A 16405-nucleotide genomic window follows, 5' to 3' on the forward strand; every position below is an offset into this window, starting at 1 on the left:
TTCTATTGGTCTTGGTTATTAACTTTGTGCCAAATCATGACTTGGTTACCAAAGATCTTAGAGAACCCTTTTACATCTTCGCCTGTCCATGCATTGTTCATCTCTCCATAGCTACCAAACTTATTAGACATTAGGTCATGCTCTGACTCTATACCTATCACCACAAAACGGTGTGGGTGTAACTCTACGATTACCTTACCACTTACGGTCTGCTGTGTACTGCTCAAGAATGCTTCCATATCTCTCATTACTGGATCGTGGAATTGTCCTTCGTGTAGGTAGTTACCATAGAATGACGCCAACTGCTCCTTCCAACTTAGTTGCCACTTCGTCAACGTATGTTTCTCTAAAGTGTGGTGCGCTTTCACTAAAATAATAGGCCCTGCTGCTTCAAAACCAACTCTCCCTTTGATCCCAATAATCGTGTCTCCTACATGGATATCTCTACCGATACCGAATGGTTGAGCTAAGTCTTGTAACTGTTGGATAACCTCAGTAGGTTTTAGTTTCTTACCATTTAAAGCTACTGGCTCACCCTTATCAAAAGTAATCTCCACTGTTTCAGGAGTTGCTTTAGTCACTGGTGTAGGCCATGCCTCTTCTGGTAAATATAGATTAGAGGTTAGGGTTTCTTTTCCACCTACTGAAGTTCCCCATAAACCTTTATTAATTGAATATTTTGCTTTCTCTGCATTGATTTCGACACCGTGTTTTTGTAAGAACTCGATCTCTTCTTCTCTGCTTAATTTTAGATCTCTAATCGGCGTAATAATCTGTACACTAGGCACCAATATATTAAAGATCATATCAAAACGCACTTGGTCATTCCCTGCCCCTGTACTACCGTGAGCTACCGCTTCGGCACCAATCTTCTTAGCGTAATTAGCAATAGCTGTAGCCTGACATACACGTTCAGCACTTACTGATAATGGGTAAGTAGCATTCTTCAATACGTTACCAAAGATCAAGTACTTCACACTGTCGTTATAGTAGTCCTCTGTCTCATCGATAGTCGTGTGAGAAGCAACTCCTAAAGCATACGCTTTCTCTTCGATAGCCTTCACTTCTGCTGCATCAAATCCACCTGTGTTTACCACTACAGAGTGTACTTCATACCCTAATTCTTCTTTTAAATAAATTACACAGAAGCTCGTGTCTAATCCTCCGCTAAATGCTAATACAACTTTCTTATTATTCATGATTGATGTGTTTTAAAATTAAAATAGATGTGTTTTTTTGACTGTTTTCTTCAATTGCATTTGCAATCGTTTCAGCAATGAGTACTTTTTCTGCATATTTTTAAGTCTCTCTTTTGCTTTGGTCTTTTGGTCTATTTTATTCCGAAGCTCTTTTTCTTTATCTTCTGGGTTCCAAAGCATGGCTGTACAAAGACAGTTTTTCTTCTCTTTACTCTGTAAGATTTGGAAGTTTACACAACTCTCACACCCTTTCCAGAACATCTCATCCTGAGTAAGTTCTGAGTAAGGTACAGGCTCATAGCCTAAATCTGAGTTGATCTTCATAACAGCAAACCCTGTAGTTAGACCGAATATTTTAGCCTTTGGATATTTCTTTCTAGATAATTCAAAAACACATTTTTTAATAGCTTTTGCCAGTCCCTCTTTTCTAAAAACAGGGTTCACAATCAGTCCAGAATTGGCTACATAATCACCGTGACTCCAAGTCTCTATGTAACAAAAACCAGCCCAAGTACCATCAACATGTAGGGCGATAACAGCCTTACCTTCAACCATTTTATTGGCAACGTACTCTGGTTTTCTTCTAGCAATACCAGTCCCTCTAGCAAGAGCTGACTGAGCCATTTCTTCACAAATTTGTTCCGCATATCCTACGTGTGTTTCATTCGCAGGAATAACGATAAACTGATTTGAATTCATTTCAAAACAAGTGATTAAGAATCAAACGAGCCAAGATATTGATACCGAATAGGTACAATAATCCTCAGACTGTCTGAAAAGCATTAAAAAATCAATGATATATGTACAGATATAATGCCAAAAAAGGCATTATACTAAAAAAAGGCTAAAAAAGATTAAGCCCGGGCGCGAGATGACCGCGATGTAGACAATGAGAAAACCGCAACAGTTGCTAAAGCAATGTTGTTAGAGATAAAAGTAATATTTAAATCGGTTCTCTTCATAAGTTTTATATCTGCTTAAATAAGCATGAACAAAGTTTTCTAATTAAAATTGGATTATGCAAGGTTTTTATTAAAAAAATAAAACATCGCTCAACACCTTACATACTAAGAGTTTGATCGTAATTGATTCAAAATATTTTTAGTCCAAATTGTCTAATATTTCATTTTGAACGTCATTTCTGCACTATTCCTATATTTAAAATAAGATAAAAACCATCTTTAAAAAGGGTATTTTATTCTCTAACTAAACGCTATAAAGATATCGTTTTCACCCCTAATATTCCACTAAATTAGCCTATAATAACGGTGATAAAATGGAATAAAAAAGAGGAATTATTCTCCAATAACACAATAAAAAAAGCCCTATTCAATGTCTCTTATAATAAGACACTGAATAGAGCTATAAGTATGTTTTTTACTATATTAGTAGCTAATTAAGCTCTTCACGTCATAGTTAGATAACTTATCTCTTCCGTGTAAGAATGATAGTTCCATTAAGAAGTTTACTTGTACTATCTCTCCTCCTAAACGCTCTACAAGCTTACATACAGCCTCTGCTGTACCTCCAGTAGCTAATACATCATCATGGATTAATACTTTCTCTCCTGGCTTAATCGAATCAGTATGTATCTCTAGGATATCTGTTCCGTACTCTAATCCATACGCTTCAGATATCGTGTCAAAAGGAAGTTTACCTGGTTTACGCACAGGAATAAATCCTGCTCCAAGCTTCTCTGCTAACAAAGTGGCAAAAAAGTAACCTCTACTCTCCATCCCTACTACTCTATCAATCTTCTTATCACCTACTAATGCTAATAGCTGATTAGTAGCTTCTACCATAGCTGCATGGTCATTTAATAATGGAGTGATATCTTTAAAACCAATACCTTCCTTCGGAAAATCTTGAATATCTCTAATATAATCTGCTATGTTCATAGTCAATATTTTATACTGTAAAAATACAATTATTTATCTGATTTTATTACTTCTATAACCTTGTCACACACTACTTGTGGATCTATTGTATGCATCGCATTCTCATATCCTTCTACAATCTTATTTCCATACACAGACGTAGGTAATAATGGATACTTTGATCTATCTGCAGTGATACAATAGTCTGCTGGTTGATTAAATGGTGCAAACCCCGCATAAGGATGTGTCGCTCCCCACAGAGTCACAACTTTCTTGCCAAGCATAGCTGCTATATGTGCATTTCCTGAATCCATTGATAGCATTACATCTAAATGCTGTATAAGATTAATCTCTATATCAAACTTCACCTTACCTGCCATCACGATTACATTATAGTTATCGCGCTTTAGCTGGTTCAATAAAGCTATTTCTTTTTCTCCTCCTCCAAATAAGAATATGATAGACTTCTCACGTTCTGCTAAGGAGTCTACTACTTGTTGCATCAAGTTAAGAGGATACACTTTCGTATCATACTGTGCGAAAGGAGCAATTCCTATCCATACGGTATCTTTCTCCTTTACATATTGTAATAACTCTGGGGCTAACTCTGGTACAGCAGGGAACTGAGGATTAGTTAAATCCACTTTAAAACCAAGTTTAGCTAATGTATTCTGATGATTAGAAAACATCGTGGGCAACTGTTTAAAGACTTTGTTCTCTGCTCGAGTAAGTTCTTTCTTTCCTTCTCTTCCTTTGTCTAATGCGGCTACTTTAGTACCACTTAAACTAAATAAGGTTCTGATAATCTGCGCTCGTAGTACATTGTGAAAATCAGCAAAATAATCAATCTTAAGCTTCTTTAAGTCACTAAATAATCTAATCAAACCTAAGAATCCTTTGTGTCGTTTCTTTACGTCAACTGCAAAGAAATCAACCCTGTCTATATCTTTAAAAAAAGGTTTGAAAAAAGGACGAGATACTACAGTCACTCGTACATCTGGATGCTGTGCTACTAAAGCACGCACTACAGGCACTGTCATAGCGACATCCCCCATAGCAGACAATCTAAATACCAATATATGTTTCAACTGTGCCACAACTAGTTAAATTAGGTTATGAACAAGAAAAGCGTGAATACTCACGCTTTCTATATTTTTTTATCAAAGATATGATTATTTCTTGTTTTGGTACAATACAGGGTTTAATTCCTCATCATTGTACATTTTCATTTGCTTGTATACTTTCATATACTTATCTCCATTAGCGATATCATTTAATAAATCATCGATAGCAGTAGTTAAGTCTTTCTTTTGTTCTAAAAGTACATCCAATTTAGCTTGACATTTATCTCTGTGATCTTGAGTAGCTTCAGGTCTAGTAGCTTCTTCATTCATGTGATAAATCTTAAGAGCTAAGATAGATAGTCTGTCAATAGCCCAAGCTGGACTCTCAGAGTTAATCTTAGCAGTTGCTTTTACTTGAACATCTTTGTGTTTTTGTAAGAAATAGCTATCAATATATTCTACCATATCTGTACGCTCTTGATTCGAAGCATCAATTCTTCTTTTCAAAGTTAATGCAGCTACAGGATCGATCTGTGGATCGCGGATAATATCTTCGAAATGCCATTGAACAGTGTCAATCCAGTTCTTTAAATACAATAAATGTTTGATATCATCTTTTGGATATGGGTTGTTGATTGGCTGGTCAACATTATCAAATTTATGATAGTCACGAATACTCTCTTCGAATATTGGAAATGCTAATTCTGAAAACATACTAATTATTTTATTTACAAATATAGTTTTTATACCTTTATCGTACTAATTATACCGAGATGAAAATTCATTATATTTCAGCAGAAAACAGTATCCTGAACCACTTTCTAGCACAACTTAGAGACGTTAATATCCAAAAAGATAGCATGCGATTTAGAAAAAATATCGAGCGAATCGGAGAGATTATGTCTTATGAGTTAAGCAAGAAGTTACCTTATAAAGATATTGCTGTACAAACTCCTCTAGGAGTAAAACACACAACGTGCATTGAAGACAATGTAGTATTATGTTCTATCCTACGTGCTGGATTAGCTCTACACACAGGGTTTATGAACTTCTTTGACAATGCTGAGAATGGATTCGTATCTGCTTATCGCCGTCATGGAAAACACGGTGAGGCTAGTGAGATCTTAGTTGAGTATCAAGCGGCACCTTCATTCCAAGACAAAATATTGATCCTTATTGACCCTATGTTAGCTACAGGACAATCTCTAGTAGCTGTAATCAATAAGCTAATGGCTGAAGAAAAGCCAAAAGAACTACATATAGCTGTAGTTATCGCTGCTCCTGAAGGAGTACAATACTTAGAAGAAAACCTTCCTGATAATGTAAATCTATGGGTAGCTACTCTAGATGAGAAATTAGATGATCACAATTATATCGTACCAGGACTAGGTGATGCTGGAGATCTAGCATACGGACACAAACTATAATACTAACTGCATGAAGTAGAAGAATACTCCTAGTCCAAATACACTGTATACTATGGCTTCTCTTCTCCACTTCTGTGGAATATCTTCTATATAATTAGCTCCTAATACAGCTAATGGGAAGAAAGTAAATATTAAAGTTCCGTTGTTTTTATCAGCAGAAATCACATAAATAGCAACGCCTATAAGGAAAGATAACAGTATTTTCTTATAGGTGCTTTGCATATTAAAAGGCTTCGAAGAAATACTCGCTGCTTGGCTAACAAAGAATAGTAAAGCAATAGGTACATAGACTGCCAAAGCAATATTCTGATATACGTTTTCAAAATACATAAAGTCAAAGCTCACTCTACACTTCTCCCAGAACCAGTCATAATAACTACCGTCTGTAATCACTAAGTACAATTCTAAAAATATAGAAACACAGAAAAAAGCAATAATTGGGATAAACCAGTTTCTATAATCTTTTGCTCCAAAATAAGTTATCGCAAAGAACAATAGAAGTAAAAATAATACACTCCAAAAGTGAAATAACCCTGCTACAAAAATCCATAAAGAGGTATCAAACATCTTCTCCTTAGACTGCTTCAATGAATGCAATGAGAATATTCTTCTCAGAGCCAACATGATAAAGTAGTTGGCTATAATAACCTTACTATGTACTAAAACAGTAGGGAATAGCATTAAAAAAGAGACGAATAAAAGAGGTACATAAGCATTGTCCCTTACTAATCGATTACGAGTAGCAATAAACTGTGATAAATACATCATCACCATTAGCAAAGCTAGTAAAACAGTTCTTTTACCAAACTCATAAGTAGTCCAAACCAACTGATCTTGGTCTATAAATAAGTACAAAACACTGATTAATAGAATTAAGATGGTCAGTATAATGTAATTAATTGGTTTTGTTTTACTAAAAATACTTGCTAACATTTATATATTTTATATTTTTGTACATATTAAGCCTATACTTCCATTTTATCGGTTGAATAAGTTTAGTAACGGATTAATAAAATAATTTTATTTAATTTAAAATAAAGTACAATGACTTCATTTTTTCTTGGATTAGGATTCCTTTTTGAAAAAGTTCTATTTATTCCAATGGATCTTTTTGCAAAATTAGAATTAACAAATTGGTGGACTGCAAATATTATTACTTGGGCGTTTATCCTTATTACTTGCTACTATTTTGCTTTTTGGTTAAAACAACTAAAAATCTTCAAAGCAAATAATGAAGATGACCAAGATACTACAGCCCACTCATTTTTAAAATAGTTTCGATTTTTACAAATCGAAACCTATATCTGAACGGTAATAAATCTTATCGAAATTTAGCTTAGCTATGTTTTGATAAGATTTTTTTAATGCTTCATCGTAACTGTTTCCATAAGATGTAACAGCTAATACACGACCACCATTAGTCACTACTTCTCCATCTTTTAGTGCTGTTCCAGCATGGAATACAATAGAGTCTGTTACGTCATCTATACCTGTAATTACTTTTCCTTTCTCATACTCTTCAGGATAACCACCCGATACTAACATTACTGTAGTAGCTGTGCGCTCATCTAACTCTATCTCTACTGTATCAAGTGTTTCGTTAGCCACTGCTTCAAAAAGATCTACTAAATCAGTCTTCACTCTAGGCATCACCACTTCTGTCTCAGGATCTCCCATACGTACATTATACTCGATCACGAATGGATCATCTCCAACCTTAATCAATCCAATGAATACGAAACCTTTAAAGTCTAAGTTGTCTTCTTGCAATCCTCTTACAGTAGGAATAACTACTCTCTCTTCTACTTTCTTTAAAAAGTCATCAGTAGCAAAAGGAACTGGAGAAACTGCTCCCATACCTCCTGTATTTAACCCTTTATCTCCTTCTCCTATTCTCTTGTAGTCTTTTGCAGTTGGTAATAACTTATATGATTTACCATCCGTTAATACAAAACAACTCAATTCTATACCAGACAAGAATTCTTCAATAACTACTTTAGAACTAGCATCACCAAACTTAGCATCTACTAACATATTCTCTAACTCCGCCTTAGCTTCACTGATGTCTTCTAAAATAACTACTCCTTTACCTGCTGCTAATCCATCTGCTTTCAATACATAAGGAGCTTTTACTGTCTCTAAGAACTTCTTCCCTTCTTCTACTGTATCTTTTGTGAAAGTAGCATAACCAGCTGTCGGTATATTATGTTTAAATAAAAACTCTTTAGCGAAGTCTTTACTTCCTTCTAATTGTGCTCCTTTCATAGAAGGTCCTATTACAGGAATATGATTTACTAGATCATCTCCTTTAAAGAAATCTACAATTCCTTTTACAAGAGGATCTTCAGGTCCTACTACCACCATATCAATCTTATGCTCTAGAACAGTCTTCTTTACTGCTTCAAAATCATTTGGATTGACCGCTATATTCTTAGCAATTTTCGCTGTACCAGCATTTCCTGGTGCTACGAATAACTCTTCACATTTAGAACTTTGAAGCATTTTCCAAGCAAGTGCGTGCTCACGTCCTCCTGAACCTAATAGTAAAATTTTCATTAATTGTGTTGTTTGTTATTAAACACCAAAAATAAATATAAATAACACAATAACGAAAGTTACTCTAAAGAAAAAAGCATCTAATTTAGTTTAGATGCTTTCCTATTAATATGCTTTTTTTTCTCCTTTAAAAACATTGTAAACAGTAAGATACACAATCTTTAAATCTAAGAGTATAGACCAGTTCTCTAAATAAAACAAATCATACTTGAATCGATTAATAATATCTCTATCTGTTTCTATTTCTCCTCTATATCCATGTGTCTGTGCCATCCCTGTAATTCCAGGCTTGATAAGGTGACGTAGCATAAACTTGTTTACTCTCTTTGAATATAACTTCGTATGAACCACCATATGAGGTCTAGGCCCTACGATAGACATATCTCCTAAAAAGACATTGATAAACTGAGGGAATTCATCTAAGCTAGTTTTACGAATAAAAGCTCCTATCTTAGTTACACGCATATCATTCTTAGTCGCTTGCTTCTGATCACAATCATCATTAACAGCCATAGACCTGAACTTATAACATACAAACTCTTCATCATTGACTCCAGTTCTTTTTTGTTTAAAGAATACAGGTCCTTTAGATTCTCTTTTAATCAAAATAGCGAGTAAAGGAAATAACCAAGACAACACAAATACAATCACTAAAGAAGAGAATACAATATCAAATAACCTTTTTAATAACTTATTATAGGGCTTATCCAAAGGAATAACACGTCTAGGGACAATAGCTATCAAGTCATAATAGTCTACCTTCAGATTATGTGTAATAATCTGTTTTTGGGTAGGTACATACTTTAATGTTACTAAATTATTATCTGCCAACTCTAACAATCTATGATAATCCTCCCCTTGGATTATTGAAAACTGTATATAAATCTCATCTACCTTATTCTCCAAGATAAGTTGTTCTATCTCATCTACTTTTTCTAAACATAATACATCATCATAAGTAGCAACTATTCTATATCCAAGATCTCCTCTCTTTATAAACAGTTTATTTAATAAAGATATTTCCTTACTCTTTCCTATTAAAATGATATTTCTAGAGTTCCCCCCTAGTACTTTTCGAAAATACTTTAAAGAGAAAAAGATAAAAAACTTCACTCCTGTAATAATCCCAAAAGCATATACACAGTATAGGAATATATCTAAAGGTTCTGCAAACCTAGCTGCAATCCCGTTAAAAGAGGTAATCAATACTAAGATCAGAACAAACTGCTTTACTATTTTCTCTCCAATCTTAACTACTCGTGTATGGCGGAAGACTCCATAGAAGTCGCTCATCCATGCTGCAATAATCCAACCAATAGTAATGACTAAATGAAATAGATATACTCCTTTTAAACTAGAGAAGTATAAAGCTGCCATTGTATTGATTACAAACAAATCAATAGCTATAGTCAATGGTCTAATTAAATACGAATATCTACCTGAATTTTTACTCACTAATATATATACTTTGAAAAATCTTTATGTTCTTCTCTTAATAAATCCTCACTTGAATAAGCTTTAAAGTACTCATACGTCAAGTTCATACCCTCACTTCTACCGACTTTTGGTTCCCAACCTAATATTTTCTTAGCCTTCTCAATACTAGGACAACGTTGTAAAGGGTCATTTATTGGTAAATCCTTATAAATAATCTTTTGTTCTGACTGAGTAAGGGCAATAATCTCTTTAGCAAAGTCTAATATTGTAATCTCATCTGGATTTCCAATATTAACTGGTAGGTGATAGTCTGATAACAGTAATCTATAGATACCTTCAACTTGATCATCTACATAACAGAAAGATCTAGTCTGACTACCATCACCAAAGACAGTTAAATCTTCTCCTCTTAATGCTTGCCCAATAAATGCAGGTATAACACGTCCATCATTAAGTCTCATACGAGGGCCATAAGTGTTGAAAATACGTACTATCCTTGTTTCTACATTATGAAATGTATGATATGCCATAGTAATAGATTCTTGGAATCGTTTAGCTTCATCATATACCCCTCTTGGTCCTATCGTATTTACATTTCCGTAATATTCTTCTGTCTGTGGATGTACTAATGGATCTCCATATATCTCTGATGTAGATGCTATCAAAATACGTGCTCCTTTTACACGAGCTAAGCCAAGTAGATTATGCGTTCCTAATGAACCTACTTTTAGCGTCTGAATAGGTATCTTTAAATAATCTATCGGACTCGCTGGTGATGCGAAATGAAGTATATAATCTAATTCTCCAGGTATATGCACAAACTTCGTTACATCATGATGATAAAACTCAAAGTTCTCTAATTGAAATAGGTGTTGGATATTCTTTAAATCACCTGTGATTAGATTATCCATTCCTATTACGTGAAAACCTTCAGCTATAAAACGATCACATAAATGCGAGCCTAAAAAACCTGCTGCTCCTGTTATTAATATTTTTTTCATCTCAATTTATTTTATGATTCCCTCTTTCCTAAAAAAAAGAACTAAATCCTTATCTAAATAATTAGTAAGCTTTCTGCTACCATACTCATTAAAATGTGAATCATCATAATATCCTAAAGTGTCATTAATAAATGGCAATTGATTGATAACTCTATTACAATTTAGATTCATATACACCACTTTATTTGACTTACTTATTAGTTCTTTTACATAAGATGATAATGGATTAACCTCTAAGCTATCATTACTACTGACATCTTTTCAAATATATTTTCTATATCTTAGGACAAGATTAGTTTTTAACATTGGATAATCTCCAAGAACACCTATTAAAACTAATAATACAACAAAAACAGGAACTATTCTCTTTTAATCTATTTTAAATAAAACTATGAGAAATCAAAAGCTATTCGACTTTTCTTATCTAGAATAATACTACTAACCAAAAAACAGATATAGCGAAAGATATATTAACACCAACAAACCCTCCTTACAGAAAGGAAGGAGAGAGATGAAATATAAAAACTAATAGAACAGCAACAGTTCTAAGCCCTTGAATATTATAACGAAATCTCATTAATAGTTAATTTAAATAAACTAAAAAATTACAAACATACTGTTACAGCAACTATAACACCATCATTTATTTAAAACAATATATGATAGCTTTTCCATAATATAACTATCTATATTTTTTACAAAATTATTTTCTGAAAATCTCATAGCATTTTGTCTTACTAAATTCAAGTCAAACTCTATTCTTTCAAAAAATTGAATAGCTTTATTCAATGACACTTCTGTCTGCTCTTCAAATAAAACACCAGTAACGCCATCAATCACAGTCTCAAGTACACCTCCCTGACCATATGCAATAACAGGTGTTCCACATGCTTGAGCTTCTAATGGTGCAATCCCAAAATCTTCAACTCCAGCATGAATAAACCCTTTTGCCCTACTAATATATTTATAAACATCTTCTGACTCTAAAAAACCTTTAAATTCAATATTCTGACTGTCTATGGCAATAGTTTCTAGTTTTTTCTTCATACTTCCATCACCAATAATAACTAATCTTTTGCCATTATCTTTAAAAGCTTTAACTATAACATCAAATCTTTTATACTCTACAAGTCTACCTACAGTTACATAATAGTCTTCTTTATCAATACATAAATTAAACTTTTCTGTATTAACTGGTGGATATATAACTATTGAATCTCTATTATAGTTCTTCTTCACCCATTGTTGAACAAACTTAGAGTTTACTATAATATAATCTGGTAACTGTGCTTGCTTATAATCTTGTTTCTGAAGAAATCTAAAAAGTGGTGTGAAAAGTGGTGTAAATACACCAAAATACAATGCTGCTTCTTCCCAAATATACTTAAAGTTCCTTGCTTGAAAATAACTAAAATGTACTTGCTCTTTTCTACTTTTCCTAATTCCTTTAGCTACACAGTGAGAAGATGAGATAATCACCTCTATATCTGAGTCAACTTTCAATTTTCTAATAAAAAAAGGAAACAATGGAAATAACACTCTAAAAAACTTACCAAATATCTGTAATGATGACGTAATAATTTTTCTATTCTGCAGAGTGTAAATTTTATTCAAATCATTCTCAGACATAACATTTACCATTGTATATGTTTCATCAAAACTATATTCTTTATTCAAAATAGCTACTACACGTTCCGCCCCACCATATTTATCATACCAATCTACTACCAATGCTTTCTTCATTAAGCCTCTTTTTTATTATCAAAAAACTTTATACTAACTATCAAAAACAAAGTAAACCCAAACAAATAAGCTCCTAATTGTCTATCTAATAAGTTTTCAACAAAACAAAAATTAAATAGACAAACCAATAATCCTATTGAAAAAAAGTTTTTTCTAACTATTACTGCCGTTCTAAAAAATAAACTAAACAACAACAATACACCTATAGCACCTGATAATAAATAATATTCGATAAATTGGTTATGAGTATTAAATAATGCATCAAGAAAATATTGTCTCATTTTATTATCACGTGTAGAGTCATCATAGCATTGAGCTAATTTATTATCTATAATACCAATATTACCCACTCCTACTATAGGACTAAAATCTTCTCCTTTTGCTATAGAACTAGCACATCTCCATATTACTATTCTAGGTTCTTTTTCTGCTAACTTATCAATCACATTTGTCCCAATTAAAGTATCTACTTCAAAGCGATTTTTAAGAGTTGGACTAACTGATACTATCCCAATACTAAAAGATAGTAACAATATCAGTAATCCTAACTTATACAACACCTTCATCTTATTATAGAAAATATAATAGATTACTCCTATACATACTAATGAAACTAATTGAATACGGATAGCTATAAACATCATATAGCATACAAAAAGCAATGCTGCCCCTAAATATATGTACCTAACTTTACTCTTAATCTTTGAGAACATAAAAAAAGAAAGAATTATACCTATATTCAGTATAAACCCTAAATAAGGTCTAGCAACAATAAGCATAGGATCAATATGTCCTCCTGTACTCATATTGAATTCGTCACTGCTAATAAAATATTTATATATATTAAATCCACCTCCTACAACTAAAAAGAATAAGATTAGTATAATCGCAGAAAAGAGCTTTTTAATATCTTTTATATTAAACAACCCAAAAAAAGAAACTAATAGTAAACCTAAAAAACCTATCCTTTTATCTCCTAAATCATCGCCTATAAAGGCTCTTATCAATTGATACATTACAATAGTAAAAAGAATAAATACAATGCTCTTATTTTCTTGGTAATAATTCTTAAAGTCATTCCACCCCTCTTTTACATTCAAAAAAGAAGTAATTAATAGTAATACTAAAGCTATGTTCACTATTCTAAAATCAAAGAAAAGGAAGAATAAAAATAAAGAAACACTGAGTGGGTATAAATAACTTCGTATTTTACTTAACATACTGTTTGATTTTTAATATTAGATTCCTTGAAGTATATAATAGTAAGTAGTTTCTTCCAAGACTAAGTATTTTCACAAGAGAAAAAGGTACGTTTTTTTTAATCACCTTTATCCGACTCCTTATCTGTTCTTTTCTTCTCAAAGTACTTATTGACTTCTCATTTACATAGTAATTAATTAGAGGTTCAGGATAATTCTCTACCCTTCCAAAATTCATTATATTATAAAAATAACCGTAGTCTTCAGCGTATTTACAATCAATAGGATAATAACCAACATCTTTTACAACTTCTAATCTAAAAACAACTGAAGGGTGGACAAAACAACTATTATAGCGCATCTTTTTTACTATTTGATCATTAGAACAAGGATGCTGTAATATATATAAAAACTTATTACTTTTCTCATCTATATAATTCGCCCAAGATCCTAACAACAATAAGTCCGGATTCTGATCTAAATATGTCACCTGTTTAAAGAATCTATCCTCTAAACAAGTGTCTCCACTATCCAACCTACCAACATATTCGTAATCATTATCTTTTATATACTCTAATCCAGCATTTAACGCATTCTCAATACCAACATTTTCTATCATCGTAATTATATTAACATTCCCTTCAAAAGTTATTCCTTCTAGATGACTCCGTTTTAAAACTTCTTTACTACCATCATCTACAATTACTACATCCACAACAAGTTTATCCTTTATTGAATTTAAAGACTTCAGCAACCCTTCAAAATCATTATAAAAAGGGATTAATAATGCTAATCTATTCTTATTAAACACTTTCTCCATTTTCTATCCTAATTAACATAACTACACATAACCAAAAACCTAACTGTCTAAAATAATCTAATTGGAACCAATTAATTAAGTACCCTATTATACTTATAAATAACACAACACTTATAACAGTTATATCAAAACTTGAACCAGTCGCAACAACAAATACTTTTCTTATCAAAAGAAATAAGAAACTACAAAATAAAACAAATCCAATAATTCCTGTTTCAGCTAATACCTTTAAATAGAGATTAAAATCCGGGGCAAAACTATACACTTCTTCATTTAAATACCAATCAGTAAATTCACTATTATTTTCAATTGCCCAATTAGGATAATGGTTCCTTTTATGGAAACCATTTTGTCCTAAACCAACACCTACAATCGGATTTTCTTTAAACACTTGTATTGTTGCATATTGCATACCAAATCGCGTCTTATTAGAAATATTACTCTCTACATTAAAGAAGTTTAATTTCTTAGAACTAATTTCTACTATTTTATTAAAATTTAAACTCCCTATTACCAATAAAGAAAAAACAATACCTAACAAATATTTTAGATTTACTTTTATCCCTTTATATTTAATATACAATAATATACCAACTAAGACTTGAATAAAAATTATTACTAAAGCAGCTCGAGCTCCACTTAAAATTGTGAGTAATACTATAGCAATACTTGGCAATATTCTTTTAAACCAATTATTTTCTGTAAACACATAACTAAACATCCAGCCAAAAGCAAATATGAGATAATTGCCTAAAGCTGGAACCTCAAAGCTTACTGAAGACAACCTTTCACCATAAAATTCCCTCTTATCTAGTATTGGCATAAAATTTAACCACTCTATAAAATCTTTGACCCATCTTATACTATACATATTAACTAAGAATTCTAAAAGTCCGTATACAAATACAATAATAAAAGACATAAAAACTATTCTTCTAATTTTATAAAAAAAACATATAATTGATGAGTTTTTTAAAACCTTACTGAAGTAATAAATTAGAAAATATGAGGTTAAAATAATAGAGATTGCCTGAAATATAAATTTATTATTACCACTCCTATGTTTAAAATAACTAACCTGTATTTCACTATAATTAAAAAAATACGTTAATAAACTCCAGCCAAAAAACAAAGACCACAACCAAATCACTTTACTCTTATAAGGAAAAATAATTCTTTTATTTAAAAACACATCCTCTATTATTGCTAATATCCCACCTAATAACCAGCAATAAATAGCAGACTCATGTGAATACTCTCTAAGGATAGAAAGTCCTGCAATCTGATTAAACGGTATTAAAAATATACCTGTTAAAAAAAATAAAGTATACCACTTTTTTATAAACAAATACATTTATCCCTTCTTTTTTAATAATTTAATTCTCTCAAAATTCTTATTCCCTATAATATTTCTCAAAAAAACTTTTATCTTTTTATTACGTCTCTCCGTTTTAGAAAGCCAAGAGCCCGCAAAATGATGAATTGCTACAGTATTATCAGTCTTTCTAATCTTACCATCTAAATGGGACTTAGGACAAAATACATCACTCGGATAAAATGCTATATAATTTGGTATTATTTGAAAAGAATTATTCAGAACAAGCCCCTTAATCTTCATAATATCAGTAATTACATTAACATTAGTAGTCATATCCATCTCACCATCAGATTTTATAAAGCTTCTATTCTCATAATATTCTAACATATCACTAACCCATCTTCCATCTTTAATACTTGCCATTATTCCTGTAGGAACACTATTATTATCTTCAAAGCCAGAAAATGCTTCATGATGTAAAAAACAGTCTAAGTTTTTCAAAATCTCAACATCTGTATCAAGATAAATACCTCCATATTGCTTTAGAACATACAATCTACATACATCTGAAACAAACGCGTACTTTTTGCATTCTAATGCCTGCCTAGCAAAAGGATATCTATCCAAATCAAAATTATCTTCTGTCCAAAACATTAGTTCATATTCTGGTAGATATTTTCGCCAAGATTCAACACATTTATTTATTAAATCTGGAAACTCTCCTTTTCCAAACCAACAATAATGTATAATTTTTGGTATCATAA

Annotated in this window: 17 protein-coding genes; 2 read left to right on the forward strand and 15 right to left on the reverse strand. The window is 32.0% G+C overall.

The annotated features are described in order from the left end of the window. Positions 1 to 2: 2 nt before the first annotated feature. The 5 genes from argG to AABL87_RS07705 all read right to left on the reverse strand — a co-directional run bounded on the left by argG (position 3) and on the right by AABL87_RS07705 (position 4854). A complete protein-coding gene (gene argG, locus AABL87_RS07685) occupies positions 3 to 1199 on the reverse strand; it encodes an argininosuccinate synthase (RefSeq protein ID WP_341277143.1) in 1197 nt (398 codons plus the stop codon). An 18-nt stretch (positions 1200 to 1217) separates the two neighbouring features. After that, a complete protein-coding gene (locus AABL87_RS07690) occupies positions 1218 to 1898 on the reverse strand; it encodes an N-acetyltransferase (RefSeq protein ID WP_006257992.1) in 681 nt (226 codons plus the stop codon). A 686-nt stretch (positions 1899 to 2584) separates the two neighbouring features. Next, positions 2585 to 3097: an adenine phosphoribosyltransferase gene (locus tag AABL87_RS07695; RefSeq protein WP_006257991.1), complete on the reverse strand. Its 513-nt coding sequence runs from the start codon at positions 3095 to 3097 to the stop codon at positions 2585 to 2587. 29 nt (positions 3098 to 3126) lie between these two features. Then, positions 3127 to 4173, reverse strand: a complete 1047-nt coding sequence (locus tag AABL87_RS07700; protein WP_006260431.1) for a glycosyltransferase family 9 protein — start codon at positions 4171 to 4173, stop codon at positions 3127 to 3129. Between the two features lie 75 nt (positions 4174 to 4248). Next, a complete protein-coding gene (locus tag AABL87_RS07705) occupies positions 4249 to 4854 on the reverse strand; it encodes a DUF4254 domain-containing protein (protein WP_006260432.1) in 606 nt (201 codons plus the stop codon). Between the two features lie 59 nt (positions 4855 to 4913). Here AABL87_RS07705 and upp point away from each other — a divergent pair, with 59 nt between their 5' ends. Continuing rightward, a complete protein-coding gene (gene upp / locus AABL87_RS07710; protein ID WP_006257988.1) occupies positions 4914 to 5567 on the forward strand; it encodes a uracil phosphoribosyltransferase in 654 nt (217 codons plus the stop codon). Here upp and AABL87_RS07715 read toward each other — a convergent pair. Further along, a complete protein-coding gene (locus AABL87_RS07715; RefSeq protein ID WP_006257987.1) occupies positions 5562 to 6500 on the reverse strand; it encodes a DUF6427 family protein in 939 nt (312 codons plus the stop codon). The genes upp and AABL87_RS07715 overlap by 6 nt on opposite strands. 111 nt (positions 6501 to 6611) lie before the next feature. On the opposite strand from AABL87_RS07715, the gene AABL87_RS07720 reads away from it, so the two are divergent. Beyond that, on the forward strand, positions 6612 to 6842 hold the full coding sequence (locus AABL87_RS07720; protein WP_006257986.1) for a DUF6341 family protein: 231 nt from the start codon (positions 6612 to 6614) through the stop codon (positions 6840 to 6842). A 9-nt stretch (positions 6843 to 6851) separates the two neighbouring features. On the opposite strand, the gene purD is transcribed toward AABL87_RS07720, so the two are convergent. The 9 genes from purD to AABL87_RS07765 form a co-directional block, all read right to left on the reverse strand. Further along, on the reverse strand, positions 6852 to 8123 hold the full coding sequence (gene purD / locus AABL87_RS07725; RefSeq protein ID WP_341277144.1) for a phosphoribosylamine--glycine ligase: 1272 nt from the start codon (positions 8121 to 8123) through the stop codon (positions 6852 to 6854). 105 nt (positions 8124 to 8228) lie between these two features. Further along, the gene (locus tag AABL87_RS07730) at positions 8229 to 9578 is read right to left on the reverse strand and encodes an exopolysaccharide biosynthesis polyprenyl glycosylphosphotransferase (RefSeq protein ID WP_006257984.1); all 1350 of its coding nucleotides are present in this window, start codon (positions 9576 to 9578) and stop codon (positions 8229 to 8231) included. Then, positions 9578 to 10561 carry a UDP-glucuronic acid decarboxylase family protein gene (locus tag AABL87_RS07735; RefSeq protein WP_341277145.1) on the reverse strand — a complete coding sequence of 328 codons (984 nt, stop codon included), beginning with the start codon at positions 10559 to 10561 and terminating at the stop codon, positions 9578 to 9580. Before AABL87_RS07735 ends, AABL87_RS07730 begins: the two co-directional genes overlap by 1 nt. Positions 10562 to 10567: 6 nt before the next feature. Next, the gene (locus AABL87_RS07740; RefSeq protein ID WP_006262437.1) at positions 10568 to 10732 is read right to left on the reverse strand and encodes a hypothetical protein; all 165 of its coding nucleotides are present in this window, start codon (positions 10730 to 10732) and stop codon (positions 10568 to 10570) included. A 468-nt stretch (positions 10733 to 11200) separates the two neighbouring features. Then, on the reverse strand, positions 11201 to 12304 hold the full coding sequence (locus AABL87_RS07745) for a glycosyltransferase (RefSeq protein ID WP_071307010.1): 1104 nt from the start codon (positions 12302 to 12304) through the stop codon (positions 11201 to 11203). Next, positions 12304 to 13524 (reverse strand): O-antigen ligase family protein, encoded by a 1221-nt coding sequence (locus AABL87_RS07750; RefSeq protein WP_006262439.1) that lies wholly within the window; start codon positions 13522 to 13524, stop codon positions 12304 to 12306. Before AABL87_RS07750 ends, AABL87_RS07745 begins: the two co-directional genes overlap by 1 nt. Next, positions 13514 to 14323 (reverse strand): glycosyltransferase, encoded by an 810-nt coding sequence (locus AABL87_RS07755; protein WP_006262440.1) that lies wholly within the window; start codon positions 14321 to 14323, stop codon positions 13514 to 13516. The genes AABL87_RS07750 and AABL87_RS07755 overlap by 11 nt, the downstream gene beginning before the upstream one ends. Continuing rightward, positions 14307 to 15677 carry an O-antigen ligase family protein gene (locus AABL87_RS07760; protein ID WP_071307011.1) on the reverse strand — a complete coding sequence of 457 codons (1371 nt, stop codon included), beginning with the start codon at positions 15675 to 15677 and terminating at the stop codon, positions 14307 to 14309. Before AABL87_RS07760 ends, AABL87_RS07755 begins: the two co-directional genes overlap by 17 nt. Then, the gene (locus AABL87_RS07765; RefSeq protein WP_006262442.1) at positions 15678 to 16403 is read right to left on the reverse strand and encodes a glycosyltransferase family 32 protein; all 726 of its coding nucleotides are present in this window, start codon (positions 16401 to 16403) and stop codon (positions 15678 to 15680) included. It lies immediately after the preceding gene. Between the last annotated feature and the right edge of the window lie 2 nt (positions 16404 to 16405).

The sequence above is a fragment of the Myroides sp. C4067 genome, from assembly GCF_038039665.1.
GTDB classification, from domain to species: domain Bacteria; phylum Bacteroidota; class Bacteroidia; order Flavobacteriales; family Flavobacteriaceae; genus Flavobacterium; species Flavobacterium odoratimimum.

Bases quoted from the DNA above. Each gene is read 5' to 3' on its own strand.
- AABL87_RS07750 (WP_006262439.1), bottom strand. From the start codon at position 13,524: ATGTTAAGTAAAATACGAAGTTATTTATACCCACTCAGTGTTTCTTTA.
- AABL87_RS07760 (WP_071307011.1), bottom strand. From the start codon at position 15,677: ATGTATTTGTTTATAAAAAAGTGGTATACTTTATTTTTTTTAACAGGT.
- AABL87_RS07715 (WP_006257987.1), bottom strand. From the start codon at position 6,500: ATGTTAGCAAGTATTTTTAGTAAAACAAAACCAATTAATTACATTATA.
- AABL87_RS07735 (WP_341277145.1), bottom strand. From the start codon at position 10,561: ATGAAAAAAATATTAATAACAGGAGCAGCAGGTTTTTTAGGCTCGCAT.
- AABL87_RS07765 (WP_006262442.1), bottom strand. From the start codon at position 16,403: ATGATACCAAAAATTATACATTATTGTTGGTTTGGAAAAGGAGAGTTT.
- AABL87_RS07695 (WP_006257991.1), bottom strand. From the start codon at position 3,097: ATGAACATAGCAGATTATATTAGAGATATTCAAGATTTTCCGAAGGAA.
- argG (WP_341277143.1), bottom strand. From the start codon at position 1,199: ATGAATAATAAGAAAGTTGTATTAGCATTTAGCGGAGGATTAGACACG.
- upp (WP_006257988.1), top strand. From the start codon at position 4,914: ATGAAAATTCATTATATTTCAGCAGAAAACAGTATCCTGAACCACTTT.
- AABL87_RS07705 (WP_006260432.1), bottom strand. From the start codon at position 4,854: ATGTTTTCAGAATTAGCATTTCCAATATTCGAAGAGAGTATTCGTGAC.
- AABL87_RS07720 (WP_006257986.1), top strand. From the start codon at position 6,612: ATGACTTCATTTTTTCTTGGATTAGGATTCCTTTTTGAAAAAGTTCTA.
- AABL87_RS07740 (WP_006262437.1), bottom strand. From the start codon at position 10,732: ATGAATCTAAATTGTAATAGAGTTATCAATCAATTGCCATTTATTAAT.
- AABL87_RS07690 (WP_006257992.1), bottom strand. From the start codon at position 1,898: ATGAATTCAAATCAGTTTATCGTTATTCCTGCGAATGAAACACACGTA.
- AABL87_RS07745 (WP_071307010.1), bottom strand. From the start codon at position 12,304: ATGAAGAAAGCATTGGTAGTAGATTGGTATGATAAATATGGTGGGGCG.
- purD (WP_341277144.1), bottom strand. From the start codon at position 8,123: ATGAAAATTTTACTATTAGGTTCAGGAGGACGTGAGCACGCACTTGCT.
- AABL87_RS07755 (WP_006262440.1), bottom strand. From the start codon at position 14,323: ATGGAGAAAGTGTTTAATAAGAATAGATTAGCATTATTAATCCCTTTT.